The sequence below is a fragment of the Pseudomonas sp. TWI929 genome (assembly GCF_039673335.1).
Lineage (GTDB): Bacteria > Pseudomonadota > Gammaproteobacteria > Pseudomonadales > Pseudomonadaceae > Aquipseudomonas.
The window spans coordinates 1-13,933 of record NZ_JBDJLK010000113.1 but is presented as its reverse complement, the minus strand read 5'-3'; the positions used below and the strand labels follow the sequence as shown (position 1 = coordinate 13,933).

Annotated in this window: 13 protein-coding genes and 1 riboswitch; of the genes, 4 read left to right on the top strand and 9 right to left on the bottom strand. The window is 63.9% G+C overall.

The window, feature by feature from the left end:
* Positions 1-90: 90 nt before the first annotated feature.
* The 4 genes from ABE456_RS26355 to lpxO form a co-directional block, all read right to left on the bottom strand.
* The gene (locus ABE456_RS26355) at positions 91-2,217 is read right to left on the bottom strand and encodes a TonB-dependent receptor (RefSeq protein ID WP_346646537.1); all 2,127 of its coding nucleotides are present in this window, start codon (positions 2,215-2,217) and stop codon (positions 91-93) included.
* Between the two features lie 108 nt (positions 2,218-2,325).
* Positions 2,326-2,534: riboswitch (cobalamin riboswitch) on the bottom strand.
* A gap of 58 nt (positions 2,535-2,592) precedes the next feature.
* Positions 2,593-3,162, bottom strand: coding sequence for a GNAT family N-acetyltransferase (locus tag ABE456_RS26350; RefSeq protein WP_346646536.1), 570 nt, complete (start codon positions 3,160-3,162; stop codon positions 2,593-2,595).
* Between the two features lie 78 nt (positions 3,163-3,240).
* Positions 3,241-3,585: a carboxymuconolactone decarboxylase family protein gene (locus tag ABE456_RS26345; RefSeq protein WP_013973174.1), complete on the bottom strand. Its 345-nt coding sequence runs from the start codon at positions 3,583-3,585 to the stop codon at positions 3,241-3,243.
* 199 nt (positions 3,586-3,784) lie between these two features.
* On the bottom strand, positions 3,785-4,684 hold the full coding sequence (gene lpxO / locus ABE456_RS26340; protein WP_346646535.1) for a lipid A hydroxylase LpxO: 900 nt from the start codon (positions 4,682-4,684) through the stop codon (positions 3,785-3,787).
* Positions 4,685-4,842: 158 nt separating this feature from the next.
* Here lpxO and thpR point away from each other — a divergent pair, with 158 nt between their 5' ends.
* Positions 4,843-5,388 (top strand): RNA 2',3'-cyclic phosphodiesterase, encoded by a 546-nt coding sequence (gene thpR, locus ABE456_RS26335; RefSeq protein ID WP_346646534.1) that lies wholly within the window; start codon positions 4,843-4,845, stop codon positions 5,386-5,388.
* A gap of 131 nt (positions 5,389-5,519) precedes the next feature.
* Here the strand turns inward: thpR and ABE456_RS26330 are convergent, their stop codons facing one another.
* On the bottom strand, positions 5,520-6,425 hold the full coding sequence (locus ABE456_RS26330; protein WP_346646533.1) for an AraC family transcriptional regulator: 906 nt from the start codon (positions 6,423-6,425) through the stop codon (positions 5,520-5,522).
* Between the two features lie 181 nt (positions 6,426-6,606).
* Here ABE456_RS26330 and calA point away from each other — a divergent pair, with 181 nt between their 5' ends.
* The gene (gene calA / locus ABE456_RS26325) at positions 6,607-7,659 is read left to right on the top strand and encodes a vanillin reductase (protein WP_346646532.1); all 1,053 of its coding nucleotides are present in this window, start codon (positions 6,607-6,609) and stop codon (positions 7,657-7,659) included.
* A 115-nt stretch (positions 7,660-7,774) separates the two neighbouring features.
* Here the strand turns inward: calA and ABE456_RS26320 are convergent, their stop codons facing one another.
* Positions 7,775-9,091, bottom strand: coding sequence for a hypothetical protein (locus tag ABE456_RS26320; RefSeq protein WP_346646531.1), 1,317 nt, complete (start codon positions 9,089-9,091; stop codon positions 7,775-7,777).
* A 205-nt stretch (positions 9,092-9,296) separates the two neighbouring features.
* Here ABE456_RS26320 and ABE456_RS26315 point away from each other — a divergent pair, with 205 nt between their 5' ends.
* Positions 9,297-10,496, top strand: coding sequence for a sugar transporter (locus ABE456_RS26315; RefSeq protein WP_346646530.1), 1,200 nt, complete (start codon positions 9,297-9,299; stop codon positions 10,494-10,496).
* 165 nt (positions 10,497-10,661) lie between these two features.
* On the opposite strand, the gene ABE456_RS26310 is transcribed toward ABE456_RS26315, so the two are convergent.
* Genes ABE456_RS26310 through ABE456_RS26300 form a run of 3 tightly spaced genes read right to left on the bottom strand, consistent with a single transcriptional unit; the run spans position 10,662 to position 13,099 of the window.
* On the bottom strand, positions 10,662-11,246 hold the full coding sequence (locus ABE456_RS26310; protein ID WP_346646529.1) for a LysE family translocator: 585 nt from the start codon (positions 11,244-11,246) through the stop codon (positions 10,662-10,664).
* A gap of 50 nt (positions 11,247-11,296) precedes the next feature.
* Entirely contained in the window at positions 11,297-12,127 is an 831-nt protein-coding gene (locus ABE456_RS26305; RefSeq protein ID WP_346646528.1) for an AraC family transcriptional regulator, read from the bottom strand.
* Positions 12,128-12,175: 48 nt separating this feature from the next.
* Positions 12,176-13,099, bottom strand: a complete 924-nt coding sequence (locus tag ABE456_RS26300) for a LysR family transcriptional regulator (protein ID WP_346646527.1) — start codon at positions 13,097-13,099, stop codon at positions 12,176-12,178.
* 103 nt (positions 13,100-13,202) lie between these two features.
* Here ABE456_RS26300 and nfsB point away from each other — a divergent pair, with 103 nt between their 5' ends.
* A complete protein-coding gene (gene nfsB / locus ABE456_RS26295; protein WP_346646526.1) occupies positions 13,203-13,856 on the top strand; it encodes an oxygen-insensitive NAD(P)H nitroreductase in 654 nt (217 codons plus the stop codon).
* Positions 13,857-13,933 lie beyond the last annotated feature (77 nt).

Sequence of the window (13,933 nt, the reverse complement as noted above, 5' to 3'; positions counted from 1 at the left end):
CTCCCATAGGTATGGCGCAAGTCTCAAGGGCAGCGCTATACCTGTGGGAGCGGGCGAGCCCGCGAAGAGGCCGGCACGGGCCAGTGCCAGTCAGAAGCTGTAATCCACCGTCGCAAAGTAAGACCGTGGCATCCCCATCAGCCACTGCTGCCCGCTGAACGCCGACTGCACATACTCACGGTCGAACAGGTTGTTCAATTGCAACCCCAGCCGCACATCCGGTAACACCTGCCAGCCGATGTTGGCATCTACCACGGTGTACCCGGGGGCGCTCTGGGTATTGGCGGTATCGGCATAACGCTCATCCACATAGCGCGCGCCCATACCGACTTCCACCTGCTGCCCGAAGCCTTTGCTCAGCCACAGGTTGGCGGTACGCCGCGGCACGTTGACCGGTCGGTTGCCCGCGCGGTCCTGCGCGACACCGTCGACCATTTCGGCGAAGTCGTCATACCTGGCGCGCACCAGCGACGCGTTGGCCGACACTTGCAACTGGTGCGCCAGCGCCAGTTCCAAGGTCGCCTCCAGGCCATCGGACGTCTGCTGGCCGGCTTGTTGTGGCTCGTGGGTGATCGGGTCGTCCACCAGCAGCTTCTTCTTGACGATGTGGTAGGCCGCCAAGGTCCATTCGCCACGGCCGTCCCAGAAACGTTGCTTGAGCCCCACCTCGGTCTGCTTCGCTTCGGTCAGGTCGTAGTGCATCTGGCTCGGGCTGAGGCTGATCAGGTTGTCGACCCCGTCCTCGCTGGTGGAGTACTGGCCATACAGCGACAGGTCGTCGGTAACCGCAAACACCAGCCCGACGCGCCAGTTGCCACCTTGCAGGCTGCGATCGCTGCGGCTGTCGTTGGTCAGGTTGTCGCGGTCGATGTGGTTCTGGTCGCGGCGCACGCCGGTTACCAGCGACAGGCGATCGCTCAGCTGCAGGCGGTTTTCGGCGAACAGAGCGAAGGTGTGGGTGGTGGACAGGGTTTGTGGGCGCAGCGGCGAGGCACTGTGGAACCCGCCCGGCTGCGGTTGCCACGGGTCGATGTAGTCGCCGCCGACATCGTTGTAAGGCGCATTGCTGTCGACGTTGAAGCGCACCTTGTTGTACTCGGCTCCGAGTACGGTCTTGCTGGCCAGGCCGAACAGCGAGTGGTCGAAGGTGAAGGTCTGGCGGTCGCCGAACTGTTCCTGGTTGTGCTTGATTTCCAGGTAGCTGCCGCGCAGCAACTGCTGGCGCTCGGCGTCCCAGTCATAATTCTCGGCATTGCGCCAGTGGCGGCGGCTCTTGATGTAGTACAACTGGTTGCTGGCGCTGACGTGGTCGTTCAGCGCCCAGTCGGCGGTCAACCGGGTCCATTCGTCGTCGTAGCGCTGCACGTCGTTCTGCACGTTGTAGTTTTTATTACGCAGGCTGCTGCGGTAGTGGCCGTCGATCAGTGGTGTGCCGTAGTAGTTGGCAGGTTGTGCCTCACCGCGGTCATGGGCGAGGGTAAAGCTGAGGTCGTCGCTGGCATCGAAGCGCAGTGCCGCGCTCAGGGCCAGGCTGCGTGAAGTGGTGCGGTCGACCCAGCCATTGCCGGCCTGCTGGTTCAGGGTCAGCCGATAGCTCAGGCGCTCGCCAAGGCTGCCGCCGCTGTCCAGGCCGAGCTGCTGGCGGTCCCACGAACCGTAGCCCAGGCGCAGGTGGTTGTGCACCTCGCCGGCAAACGGTTTTTTCGGGATCACGTTGACCACCGCACCGGTGGCGCCCTCGCCATACAACACCGAAGCGGGGCCGCGAATCACATCGATGCGCTCGACCATCCATGGGTCAACCGGGAAGGTCTGGGTGCCGGCACCGGTGTACTGGCGTGCGCCGTCGAACAGGGTCATCACCGAGCCGTGCCCGGCAAAACCGCGAGCGGAAAGGCCCGTGCCACCATCGCCAGGGGAGCCGACGTAGGTGATGCCTGGGGACCTGGTTACCGCGTCCTGCACGGTGAGGTTGTTGCGCTGCTGGATCTGTTCGGCGCTGATACTGCTGGTACTGGCTGGTGTTTCCAGGGCGCTGAGGCCAAGGCGCGAGCCGGCCTGGGTGGGCGTGGCCAGGTCGATGTCGTGGCTGTCGAAGGTACCGGTGATGGCCGTGGAAGGCAGGGCCAGGGGGTGTTGGTCGAGGCCATCGGCCTGGGCCGGCAGGGCGACGGCCAGGCAGGCCGCCAGAGGGTGAAGCTTGAACATACGGGACATGTCGTTCCACTGCTGCAGGAATGAATGGATCCCGGTGGAAAACACGCAAAGGCACACCGTGCCCGCAAGCGCGCGCACGGATACCGGCCTGCGCCCGCCCACCGCGGGTTGCCAAGTGAGGCTTCAGGCCGGTCTCCGGGCTTGCGAGGGGCAGGAAACCTTCACCTTCCCATGCATGTGCACAGTGGTTTGTCGAAGGGTTCGCTCGCTTACCGTTGCGGGGGCAGCGCCGGACTTGTCGTGGGCAACACGACGCACCGGCTTCCCGTTTCACCCTGCGCGCGGCGGCGCAGGACACCTGAAACTGGCGCGCATCTGACCATTGAAATGTTAGGGCGTCAAATTTGCTGGGGTTATGGGGCCGTGGTAGGCAGGTTAGCGCCCGCGCCGACGCGAAACCCGTGCCTCGATGTTCTTGCGCCCGATCAGCAGCGGCGGCTTCTCTACCACTGGCTCATCCGCCAGCCACTTGTACATCACCAGGCAGTCCACCAGCCCCAGTCGGGCATGGCGATAGGCCTTGGGCAAGCGGCCGACCGTTTCGAAGCCCAGCTTGTGCCACAGCGCCACTGCCACTTCATTGCTGGCTACCACTGAGTTGAACTGTAAGGCCAGAAAGCCCTCCTGGCGTGCCAGCTTCTGCGAATGCTCGCACATCAAGCGCGCCACGCCCCGGCCACGTGCCTGTTCGCAGACCATGTAGCCGCAATTACCCACATGCGCGCCAGGCCCGGTGGCATTGGCCTTGAGATAATACGAACCCAGCAGCTCGCCATCCTCTTCGGCCAGCAGGGTGTGCAATGGCAGCTCCAGCCACAGCTGGCTGGCCTGTTCAAAGGTCAGGGCCGGGTCGTATGCGTAGGTTTCACGGGCCTGGACAACAGCCTGGAAGGTAGGCCAGAAGCGTTCGAAGTCTTCGGGCGTCATGGGGCGAATGTGGATCATGCGGGTTCCTGAGAGTGCTTAGCCGCCCAGTCTGGGTGGCGCGGCGCCGTCGCGCAAGGGCGGCGACGCCGTTTGTGCTCAGCCGTTGGCCTTGCCCACCGCATCCATGGCCCGTGCGGAATAGACCAGTGCAGCACCAGCGTTCATTGCCACGGCCACGCCGAGGGCTTCGGCAATTTCCTCGCGGCTGGCGCCATGCTTGACTGCCTGCTGCGAATGCACGGCGATGCAGCCGTCGCAGCGGGTGGTCACGGCCACGGCCAGGGAGATCAGCTCGCGGGTCTTGGCGTCCAGGTGGTTGGTTTTGGCCCCTGCACCACTGGCGGTCATGTAGCCGGCCACGGTGTCGGGGGAGAGTTGCTTGAGATCGCCGATGCCGGCCATCAACTGCTTACGGTAGGCGTCCCAGTCCATCATGCTCATCGTCTTCACCTTGGGGGGAGTTGCGAGTGGAGCTTTCAGGCTAGTCGAAGAGTCGCCAGTGTGAGGCCTGTACTTTGGTTGGTAAACGCTGGCACTTGTAGGGGCGGGGTCACCCGCGAAGAATCCAGCGCAGTGGATGGCATCGGCGTTGCCGGTGTTCGCGGCTAAAGCCACTCCTACAAGGGATTGCGTACAACCATCAGATGTAGATGAACACCAGCACCAACGCCGCAACCACTGCCCACTTCTCCAGGTAGTAGCGCATGCGGTTGCGCTTTTTCAGTGCCTTGCCGCGCTCGCGGATCTTGTAGATGCGGGTGAACAGCCGGTTGATGCCCCCGGTCTTGTCGCTGGCATCATTGGGCGCGGCGGCGGCGGCCATTACATTACGGCTGAACCAGCGGTTGAACGCGGTTGCCCAACGGTACTTGAGCGGGCGCTCTACGTCACAGAACAGGATGATGCGGTTGTGCTCGGTGGTGTTGGCCGCGTAGTGGATGTAGGTCTCATCGAAGACCACGCCTTCGCCATCGCGCCACGAGTACTTCTCGCCGTCCACGTCGATGTAGCATCCGTCGTCGTTCGGTGTGTCCAGGCCCAGGTGGTAGCGGTACGAACCGGCATACGGGTCACGGTGGCGGACCAGCTTGGCACCCGGCGGCAGGGTGGCGAACATGGCGGCCTTGACCGTGCCGATGCCTTGCAGCAACTCGGTGGTACGCGGGCACAGGGCCATCGCCGACGGGTGGCTTTCGCCGTACCACTTCAGGTAAAAGCGCTTCCAGCCGGTCTTGAAGAACGAGTTGAAGCCGACGTCATCGTAATTCTCGGACTTCTTGATTTCGCCCACGTGCAGCAGCTGGCGGCCTTCCTCGCGGATTTCCTGCCAATGGTCCTGCAGCGGCTTCAGTTCGGGGAACGCCTCTACCGGCAGGTAAGGCTTGGCCGGGTGCTTGGAAAACAGATACAGGAAGCTGTTGATCGGTGCCAGGAAGCTGGAGTGATCGCCCAGTTGGCGGGTCAGCTTGTGGCGCACCCGACCGCGCAGGTGTACATAAGCGATCGAGAGGACGAAGAGGAGTACGAGTGCAATTTTCATGGACGTTTACTTGTCGAAAAATGGCCATGCGCCATGGCATAAGCCCCCGAGCATAAACAATCATGGGCGTAGTTTGTACTTATTGTTACGAAACGGCGGGGCGACTTAGGTGTAATACCCTACAGACTTGCGCAAACGATTCATGTCCAGGAGTCCACATGGTTCAGGATCTGCACACCAGCGGTACACCGTTCAAGCGGCTGTTCTTTGCCTTACCGGTCAGTGATACCCAGCGCCGCGCCCTGGCCCAGTGGCGGCGCGGCCTGAACCTGCGTAGCGGCAAACCGGTGCCGGCGGCCAACTTTCATGTGACGTTACTGTTCCTCGGTGATGTGGATGCCGCCCAGGTACCGGCGATTTGCGCGGCAGTCGACCAATTGGCGCTGCCGGCCACGGCGCCGCGGCTGTTGCTCGACCGTTTGCAGGTGTGGCAGCGGGCCGGCGCCCTGGTGCTTGAGGCGCAGCTAACACCACCGCCCCTGTTGCAACTGGTGTACGGCCTGCAGCAGGCGCTGCTGCCGTTGGGAGTGGAAGCGGCCAGCCGTGAGTATCGTCCGCACCTGACGTTGTCCAGGGAGTACCGCGGCCAGCCGCCAGAAGCCAGCAGCGCACCGGAGTTTTACCTCGCCGCCCGCCACTTCACGCTGTACGAGTCGCGCAAAGGTGCATATTGGCCGTTGGCACAGTGGCCGCTTTTGCATTGACTCTGACCCTGTGGGAGCGGCTTTAGCCGCGAACACCGGCAAAGCCGGTGCCATCCACCGTGTTGGATTCTTCGCGGGTGAACCCGCTCCCACAGGGCCGTTCCTGCAAAATCGCACGCGGCCGTGAATGACTAAACCGGTAAGCTTTGATATGGCAGCTCATCCCCAGGGCTGCGCTCGAACTGGCGCTTGTACTCGCGGCTGAACTGCGACGTACTCTGGTAGCCCACCCGGTGCGCGGCCTGCGCTACCCCCAGGCCTTCACCGATCAGCATTTGCTGGGCCTTGAGTAGCCGCAGGCGCTTGAGGTATTGCATCGGCGCCATGTCGGTGCAGCGCTTGAAGTGTTCATGGAAGGTCGAAATGCTCATGTTGGCCCGCGCGGCCAGTGCTTCCACGCTCAGCGGCTCGGCGTAGTGCTCGCGCAGGTGGGCGAGGGCAGCGCCAATGCGGGCGAAGTGCCCCTGTTGCTCCACCAACGCCCGTAACACGCCGGCCTGCGGGCCGCGCAAGGCGGTGTACAACACCTCGCGGACCCGCGCAGGGCCCAGTACCTTGGCGTCCAGCGGGTCCTGCAGGCAGCGCAGCAGCCGCTCCACACTTTCGCGCATCGGTGCGTCCAGCGCAGCGGAGGTCATCGATTGTGGTGTTTGTACCTGCACTGCCGCGTCTGGCGCCAGGTCCATGCTCTGTACCAGTTCACCCAGCACACCACGGTCGATGTCTACCGCCACGCCCAGCAAGGGCGCTTCAGGGGTGGCGAAGGTTTCGCACATGAACGGCACCGACAACGCCTGCACCAGGTAATGCCCGGCGCCGTACTCCAGGGTACGCGGCCCCAGGCGCGCCAGTTTGCTGCCCTGGGCCAGGATCATCAGGCTGGGTTCGTAGATTTGCGGGCTGCTGGCCACATAGTGGTCCCAGCTCAGCACCTGCACCTGGGGCAGGTGCGTGGGCACAAAGCCCGGGCGCGAGGCAAGGCTGCGGATCAGCGCGCAAAGTGGCGCATTGGCGTCAACGTGACGGGTCAGTTGCATGGTGAACCGTGGGCAGAGAATCAGACAGCTTGATCATCGCAGATTGACGGTGTGGCGCCAGGCTCTGGATGGAAGGTTCGGAGAATCAGGCATGCATGCCGGAGAATCAGCCGTGGGCGAGGCGACAAACGACGCGCAGAATGCGCCGCCTGAATCGTTTCACTTCACTGCGAGGCCCTGCATGTACACCGCCATCGGTTACGCCGCCCAAACCCCCACCAGCCCCCTTGCCCCCATGGCCTTCGAGCGCCGCAGCCCGCGCCCGGACGACGTCGCCATCGAGATCCTGTATTGCGGCGTGTGCCACTCCGACATCCACCAGGCGCGCAACGAGTGGGGCATTGCCGTGTACCCGCTGATGCCTGGTCACGAGATTATCGGCCGCGTCACTGCGGTAGGCGCCAAGGTAACCGCGCACAAGGTTGGCGACCTGGTCGGTGTTGGTTGCATGGTCGATTCCTGCCGCCACTGCGAGGCCTGTGCCAAGGACCTGGAGCAATACTGCCTGGAAGGCCCGACCATGACCTATGCCACCCCGGACCGGGTCGACGGCAGCAACACCATGGGTGGTTACTCCAGCAGCATCGTGGTCAGCGAGCACTTCGTGGTACGCATCCCGGCCGGCATGGACCTGGCCAGCGCTGCGCCGATCCTGTGCGCCGGCATCACCACCTATTCACCGCTCAAGCATCACGGTGTCGGCCCGGGTCACGAGGTCGGAATCCTCGGCATGGGTGGCCTGGGCCACATGGGCATCAAGCTGGCCAAGGCCCTGGGTGCCGAAGTGACCCTGTTCACCCGCTCCCAGGCCAAGGCCGAAGAAGCCCGCCGCCAGGGCGCCGACCATGTGATCGTGTCCACCGATGCCGAGCAGATGCGTGCCGCTGCCGGCCGTTTCGATTTCCTGCTGGACACCATCCCGGTGCAGCATGACCTGAATCCATACCAGGAAACCTTGAAGTTCGATGGTGTGCACATCCTGGTCGGCCTGATCGAACCGATCGACCCGGCGGTGCATGCGGCCAACCTGGTGCTGAAGCGCCGGGTGCTGGCGGGGTCGTTGATCGGTGGCATCGCCGAGACCCAGGAAGTGCTGGATTTCTGTGCCGAGCACGGCATCCGTTGCGATATTGAGTTGCTCGATATTCGCAATATCAACCAGGCGTATGAGCGGATGATTGCCGGTGATGTGAAGTACCGGTTCGTGATCGACATGGCCACTTTGCAGGGCTGATTGATCGGTAAGCCTGTACTGGCCTCTTCGCGGGTAAACCCGCTCCTACAATGGCCGATGTAGGAGCGGGTTTACCCGCGAAGAGGCCAGTACAGGCAAAACAGTGCTGGACCTGTTACCAGATCATTGCTCTATCCCAGCCCTTCCAGAACAACCAGCGCCGCACTTCGCCATGTGCCCCGGTACCGATCTGCCATTCCGGCCGCCCGCCTTCAAGTGCAATCATCGAAACAACCCCCGCATGGCTGGCCGCCACCAGTGTTTGCCCGTTGGCACTGATATCCATCGCACTGATGGTCGACCCCAGGTAATGCTGCCAATGCTCCGTTCCATCCTCGCCAAACGCGCGCAGGTAGCCATAGGCATCACCGACGATGTACTCGCCATCGCGCGCCACCCCGGCGTACACCCGTGCGCCATCCTGTACCAGCGGGGTACGCGGGTCCTGGCTGTAGTAATCGGTATCCAGCCCCGGTAAGTCGGCCACCCTTACCGCCAGCGTGGCACCGCTGTAGAAATGGCAGGCATTGACGATCAACTGGTCACCCGCGCGATTGAACAGCGCAAAGTGCGGGTACTCGCTGCCCGGGCCGATTTCCGCCAGCGGCCTGAGTTGCTCGTCCAGCACCAGGTGCCGGCTGCCTTGTTCACCCACCACGATCAATTGGCCATCTGGCGACACTGCGCCGTGCTCCATGCTCAGCCCCAGGCTGATGTCGTCCGGGTCGGTGCCTTCGGCCAGCTCATCCAGCACCCGTGCCTGGTGCGGCAGCAGGCGGGTTGCGCCCTGGGAGGTCAGCAGGAAGATGCCCTCGGCACTCACCAGCAGCACCCGCTGGCCATCCGGGAAGGGGATCAAAGCGGTCGGCGTGGGCGGCAGGTCGAAGGGCTCGAACGGGTAACCCTGCGGCAACCCCTCAAGCCCTGTGGGCCAGGGCAGGCGCTGCACCTGCGGGCCACCCCAGCCATCGGTCACACGCACGCCCTCGGCATTGGCCAGGGCGAAGTAGCGGCGCGCCGGGCAGCGGCCAAAGTGGTCGATGCCGATAACCGGGGTCACCCCATGGCGGTCGATGCGTACCACCTGGCCTTTTTCATACGGCATGCCGATGCGGGCCAGCAGGCTGCCGTCGTCCAGCAGCAGGACGTTGCTGATCCCTTGGCCCTGTTGATCAAGCAAAGGCACCAAGGGTTGATGTGCAGGCGGCCAGGCAGCGCGAAAGGCCTGGCGCTGCTGCTCATCGGCGCCTGGGCTGTTGGCCACCTGCAAGGCGCTCAGCCAGGCGTCGAGCAGGTGCTCGGTGGCCGGCGCCTGCGGCTCTTCGAGGTTGTCCCAGCCTTGTGCGCGGCCCTGCGCAACATAGTCGTTGACGGCCTGGGCATAGGCGGTAACCGCCTGCTGCCATTGCTGCTGGGGGGGCTGCTTGTCCATGAGCGGATCGGGCTCCTTGTTGCACACGCGTTTCACACAAAGCGCGCATGGTACTCCTTCTGCCTGCCTCGCGGTTGTGAGGCCATGGCTTGACGCGTACCATGCCGGGCATTCCTATCAATAACAAAGCGTGCGTCGACACCCCTGCAAGCGGGTGGCTGGCGTGCGACCTGTTGCCTTGCCTGCGGAGAAGCATTTTTCACCCATGAACGGACCCACCCCCACCCACATGCCGCCCACGGCGGGCAGCGGCAGCTGGATGAGTGTCATTGCCCTGGCCCTGGCGGCTTTCATCTTCAACACCACCGAGTTCGTCCCGGTGGCGTTGCTCAGCGACATTGGCCGCAGCTTCGACATGAGCACCGCCCAGGTCGGCCTGATGCTGACCATCTACGCCTGGGTAGTGGCGCTGGCCTCGCTGCCGATGATGCTGCTGACCCGCAACATCGAACGGCGGCGCCTGCTGCTGTTGGTGTTCCTGGTGTTCATTGTCAGTCATTTGCTGTCGTGGCTGTCGCAGAGCTTTGCCATGTTGCTGGTCAGCCGTATCGGCATCGCCTTGGCGCATGCGGTGTTCTGGGCCATCACTGCCTCGCTGGCGGTACGTGTGGCGCCGCCTGGTCAGCAGGCCAAGGCGCTGGGCCTGCTGGCCACCGGTACTACCTTGGCGATGGTCCTGGGTATCCCGCTGGGCCGAGTGGTGGGCGAGGCTCTGGGCTGGCGCATCACCTTCCTCAGCATTGCCGGGGTGGCCCTGGCCACCATGCTGTGCCTGATGAAGTCGCTGCCGTTGCTGCCCAGCCAGAACTCCGGTTCGCTGCGCAGCCTGCCGATCCTGTTCAAGCGCCCGGCGCTGGTCATTACCTATCTGCTGGTGACGCTGGTAATCACGGCGCAGTTCACTGCCTACAGCTACATCGAGCCATTCGCCCTGCACGTGGCGCAGATTGGCGGCGAGCGCACCACGCTGTTGTTGTTGCTGTTCGGCGGCGCCGGGGTGTTTGGCTCGTTGCTGTTCAGCCGTTACAGCGAGCGTTTTCCGCATGGCTTCCTGGTGGGGTCGATCGGCGTGCTGGCGACATGCCTGCTGTTGCTGTTGCCGCTGTCGGGCAACTTCTATGTGTTCGCGGTGTTGAGCATGTTCTGGGGCGTGGCGATTCTCAGCTTCAGCCTGTCGCTGCAGTCCAAGACGTTGAAACTGGCGTCCGACGCTACCGACGTGGCCATGGCGCTGTTCTCGGGCATCTACAACATCGGCATTGGTGGTGGTGCGTTGCTGGGCAGTATCGTCAGCAGTCAGATGGATGTGGCGGATATCGGCCTGGTGGGCGGTAGCGTGGCGGTGGTCGGGTTGCTGCTGGCCGTGGCCAGTACCCGGCGCTTCCGTGAGGCGCTGCCGCATTAACCCGAGGCTTGCGCGATCCTTGTAGGAGCGGCCTTGTGTCGCGATCGGGGCGCGCAGCGGCCCCAGCAATCTGTGCAGCGGCCCTGAAACCCTGGGGCTGCTGCGCAGCCCATTCGCGACACAAGGCCGCTCCTACAGGCCCTGCGCAGGCCTGTAAAAGAGGGCTCAAGCCAACACGGCAGCCCAAGCAGAAACCAGCAAAACCCCCGCCAACAACTGGTTGAACACCCGCAACCGCCGCGGTGCCTGCAACCACCGCGCGCTACCCACCCCCAACACCGCCCACGCCGCCATGCACGGCAGGGCAATCAGCCAGAACACCAGCGCCAGTTGCCACACCGGCAACGACGGCGCAGCAAACACGCCGATCACCGCCACGGCCATCATCCACACCTTGGGGTTCACCACTTGCAACGAGGCCGCGCTGAAAGCGCTGAAACCTTGCGCCGAGCCCGTCTGCAGCGGGGCGGCGGCACTGCGCAGCATCTTCCACGCCAGCCAGCTCAGCCACAGTACCCCGGCCCAGCTCATCAGTTGTTGCGCCAGCGGGTGACGCAGCAGCAGCTCACCCAGCCCCAGCCCGACCAACAGCACGATCGCTGCCGCCGCGCCACACGCTGCCACGATTGGCGCCAGGCTCGCGCGCAAGCCCAGGCGCGCGCCGTGGGCAAGGATCAACAGGTTGGTCGGCCCCGGGCTGATGCTGGACACCAGGGCGAACAGGATAAAAGGCAACAACGACTGCGACATGGTCAAACGCTCCGGAAAATCGAAGCACCATGCTCGCGGCTTGCAGGCGCTCAGTCTGGAAGGTTTGAGCAGCGCCTGCGGTAGTCGGCAGGGGTCAGCTGATAGGCGCGGCGGAACCAGCGGCCCAGGTGGCTCTGGTCGGCAAAGCCCAGGGCCACGGCCACTTCGGCAGGTGTTTGGCCCTGGGCAAGCAGGCGCCGCGCCCGGGCTAGGCGCAGCTGGATCAGGTAGGCATGCGGGGCGATGCCGAATGCAGCCTTGAATGCACGGGTGAGGCGGAAGCGGTCGATGCCGCAGGCCTGGGCCAAGTCTTCCAGACCGATGTCGCGCTCCAGGTTGGCGTGCAGGAAGTCCCGCGCACGCTGCGCGGTCAGCGGCAGGCGCGGGTCGGGGTTGATGCGCCGGCGCCAATGCAGGTGGCGGGTCAGGCAGGCGAGCAGGTCGTCCGTGGCGGTTTGCCGGACGATGCGCAAGTCCTGGTCATGCACGGCGCGGAAGGCCAGGGCAGTGGCCCGGGCCAGGCGTTCGTCGTGGCACAGGGTGTCGGCAAAGCTGGGCAGGCTGTTACCCGGCGCCTGCTCGAACAGTGCCCGCAATTGCTGGTCGAGCCAGGCCGGGTCCAGGTACAGCGTCGAATAGGTAAAGCCTTCTTCGGTCGGCGCCAGGCCATCGTGGATGTCGCCGGGTTCGAGCAGAAACACCTGCCCCGGGGTGCTGCGGTGGCGCACCCGGCGGCAGTTGAACTGCTGCACACCTTGTTCGGTCACGCCGACCAGGAAACTGTCGTGCCAGTGCGGGTCGTAAGCATGCCCGACGAAATGCGCACGGACCGACTCGATACCGGTGTCGGCATCTTGCTTGAAGTCGATCCAGTTGCTCATGGAAGTGTGCCTTGGGGGTAAATGGCTACCTTAGCGCACTGGCCCTGTTCAGTCTGGAACGATTGTGCAGCCGGTGGTCAGTGCTTGCTCACGCAGCTGTTCGAAGCGTTCGCGCAACCACAGGTGCAATTGCGTCACCGCCGGTGTGAGCTGTTTGCGATGCGGGCACACCAGGGTGACCGGGGTAGGCTCGCCGAGCAATTCGGGCAGGACGATTTCCAGTTCACCGGCGGCAATGTTGGCGCTGACATCCAGCCACGACTTATAGACGATACCTTCGCCTTGAATGGCCAGGCGGCGGATGACGTCGGCGTCATCGCTGACCAGCGGTCCGCGTACCTGCACGGTGCGGTTGCCCAGCTGCCACTTGTCGTATACCCGGTTGTGCTGCAGGTAAAGTAGGCAGGCGTGCTGCTGCAGGGCATCGGGCGTGAGCGGGTGACCGTGGCGGGTCAGGTAGTCGGGCGAGGCGACCAGCACCCGGCGGTTCCAGGCGGCCAGCGGCAGGGCGATGTAGTTGGCATCCTGGTTGAGGCCGTAGCGGATGGCCACATCCACCGGGTCGCGGTTGAGGTCGGCGATCTGGTCAGAGAGAAAGAAGCGCAGCTGCAACGCCGGGTGCTCGCGGCGAAACGCGCTGAGCCACGGCAGCAGCATGTTGCGGCCCATGTCGGACGGCGCCGATACCTGCAAGGTGCCGCGCAGGGTATGCGGGTTGCCGTGCAGGTCTTCATGGCCCTGGCGCAGGCTCTCCAGCACGTTCAGCGCGGTGGGCAGGTAGCGCTCGCCTTCGGCGGTAAGGCGCAGGCTGCGGGTGGTGCGGGCGAACAGGCGCACATCCAGGTCGCGCTCCAGGCGTTTGATGGCGGCAGCCACCTGGCCCGGCAGCAGGCCTGCTTCATGGGCCGCAGCGGTGAAGCTGCCCAGCACGCTGCTGCGGGCGAACAGTTCGAGATCGGCGATGCGCAGCATTTTCACTCCAGGGATGAAAGTGTTGCTGCATTGTGCCGGTTTTTCTTTTTTGCAGGAAAGATAAGATGCGCGACAAATCCACAGTTCATTCCGGAGTTATTGCATGGATACCGTCTCGCTGGCCAAGCGCCGCTACACCACCAAAGCCTACGATGCCTCACGCCGTATTCCCCAGGCCACTGTCGATGCCCTGCTTGAACAACTGCGCCACAGCCCGTCTTCGGTTAATTCGCAACCCTGGCACTTCATCGTCGCCGACAGCGCCGAAGGCAAGGCCCGCCTGGCCAAGAGCACCTCGCAGGGTTATGCCTACAACTCGCCGAAGATTCTCGATGCCTCGCACGTAATCGTGTTCTGCACCCGTACCGAGATGACCGAGGAACACCTGAACGGTGTACTCGGCCAGGAGGCTGCCGATGGCCGCTTCCGCGATGAACAGGCACGTGCGGCGCAGAACCAGAGCCGCCGTCACTACGTCAACCTGCACCGCTTCGACCAGAAGGATGTGCAGCACTGGATGGAGAAGCAGACCTACCTGGCGTTGGGTTCGGCCTTGCTGGGGGCCGCCGCACATGGGTTGGATGCCACGCCGATCGAAGGCTTTGACAGCAAGGTGCTGGATGCCGAGCTGGGGTTGCGTGAGCGTGGCTTTACCAGTGTGGTGATTCTCAGCCTGGGGTATCGCAGCGAGACTGACTTTAATGCCGGGCTGAACAAGTCGCGGTTGCCGGCGGAGCAGGTGTTCACATTCCTGTGAGATTTTGCGGCCGCTCTGCGGCCCATCGCGACACAAGGCCGCTCCCACTAGGTACCGCGGTCGCCTGTGGGAGCCGC

What these genes read in the sequence shown, in the direction of transcription:
- ABE456_RS26330 (WP_346646533.1), bottom strand. Translation starts at nt 6,425, where the DNA reads ATGCAACTGACCCGTCACGTTGACGCCAATGCGCCACTTTGCGCGCTG.
- nfsB (WP_346646526.1), top strand. Translation starts at nt 13,203, where the DNA reads ATGGATACCGTCTCGCTGGCCAAGCGCCGCTACACCACCAAAGCCTAC.
- ABE456_RS26315 (WP_346646530.1), top strand. Translation starts at nt 9,297, where the DNA reads ATGAACGGACCCACCCCCACCCACATGCCGCCCACGGCGGGCAGCGGC.
- ABE456_RS26300 (WP_346646527.1), bottom strand. Translation starts at nt 13,099, where the DNA reads ATGCTGCGCATCGCCGATCTCGAACTGTTCGCCCGCAGCAGCGTGCTG.
- calA (WP_346646532.1), top strand. Translation starts at nt 6,607, where the DNA reads ATGTACACCGCCATCGGTTACGCCGCCCAAACCCCCACCAGCCCCCTT.
- ABE456_RS26355 (WP_346646537.1), bottom strand. Translation starts at nt 2,217, where the DNA reads ATGTCCCGTATGTTCAAGCTTCACCCTCTGGCGGCCTGCCTGGCCGTC.
- thpR (WP_346646534.1), top strand. Translation starts at nt 4,843, where the DNA reads ATGGTTCAGGATCTGCACACCAGCGGTACACCGTTCAAGCGGCTGTTC.
- ABE456_RS26320 (WP_346646531.1), bottom strand. Translation starts at nt 9,091, where the DNA reads ATGGACAAGCAGCCCCCCCAGCAGCAATGGCAGCAGGCGGTTACCGCC.
- ABE456_RS26345 (WP_013973174.1), bottom strand. Translation starts at nt 3,585, where the DNA reads ATGAGCATGATGGACTGGGACGCCTACCGTAAGCAGTTGATGGCCGGC.
- ABE456_RS26310 (WP_346646529.1), bottom strand. Translation starts at nt 11,246, where the DNA reads ATGTCGCAGTCGTTGTTGCCTTTTATCCTGTTCGCCCTGGTGTCCAGC.
- lpxO (WP_346646535.1), bottom strand. Translation starts at nt 4,684, where the DNA reads ATGAAAATTGCACTCGTACTCCTCTTCGTCCTCTCGATCGCTTATGTA.
- ABE456_RS26305 (WP_346646528.1), bottom strand. Translation starts at nt 12,127, where the DNA reads ATGAGCAACTGGATCGACTTCAAGCAAGATGCCGACACCGGTATCGAG.
- ABE456_RS26350 (WP_346646536.1), bottom strand. Translation starts at nt 3,162, where the DNA reads ATGATCCACATTCGCCCCATGACGCCCGAAGACTTCGAACGCTTCTGG.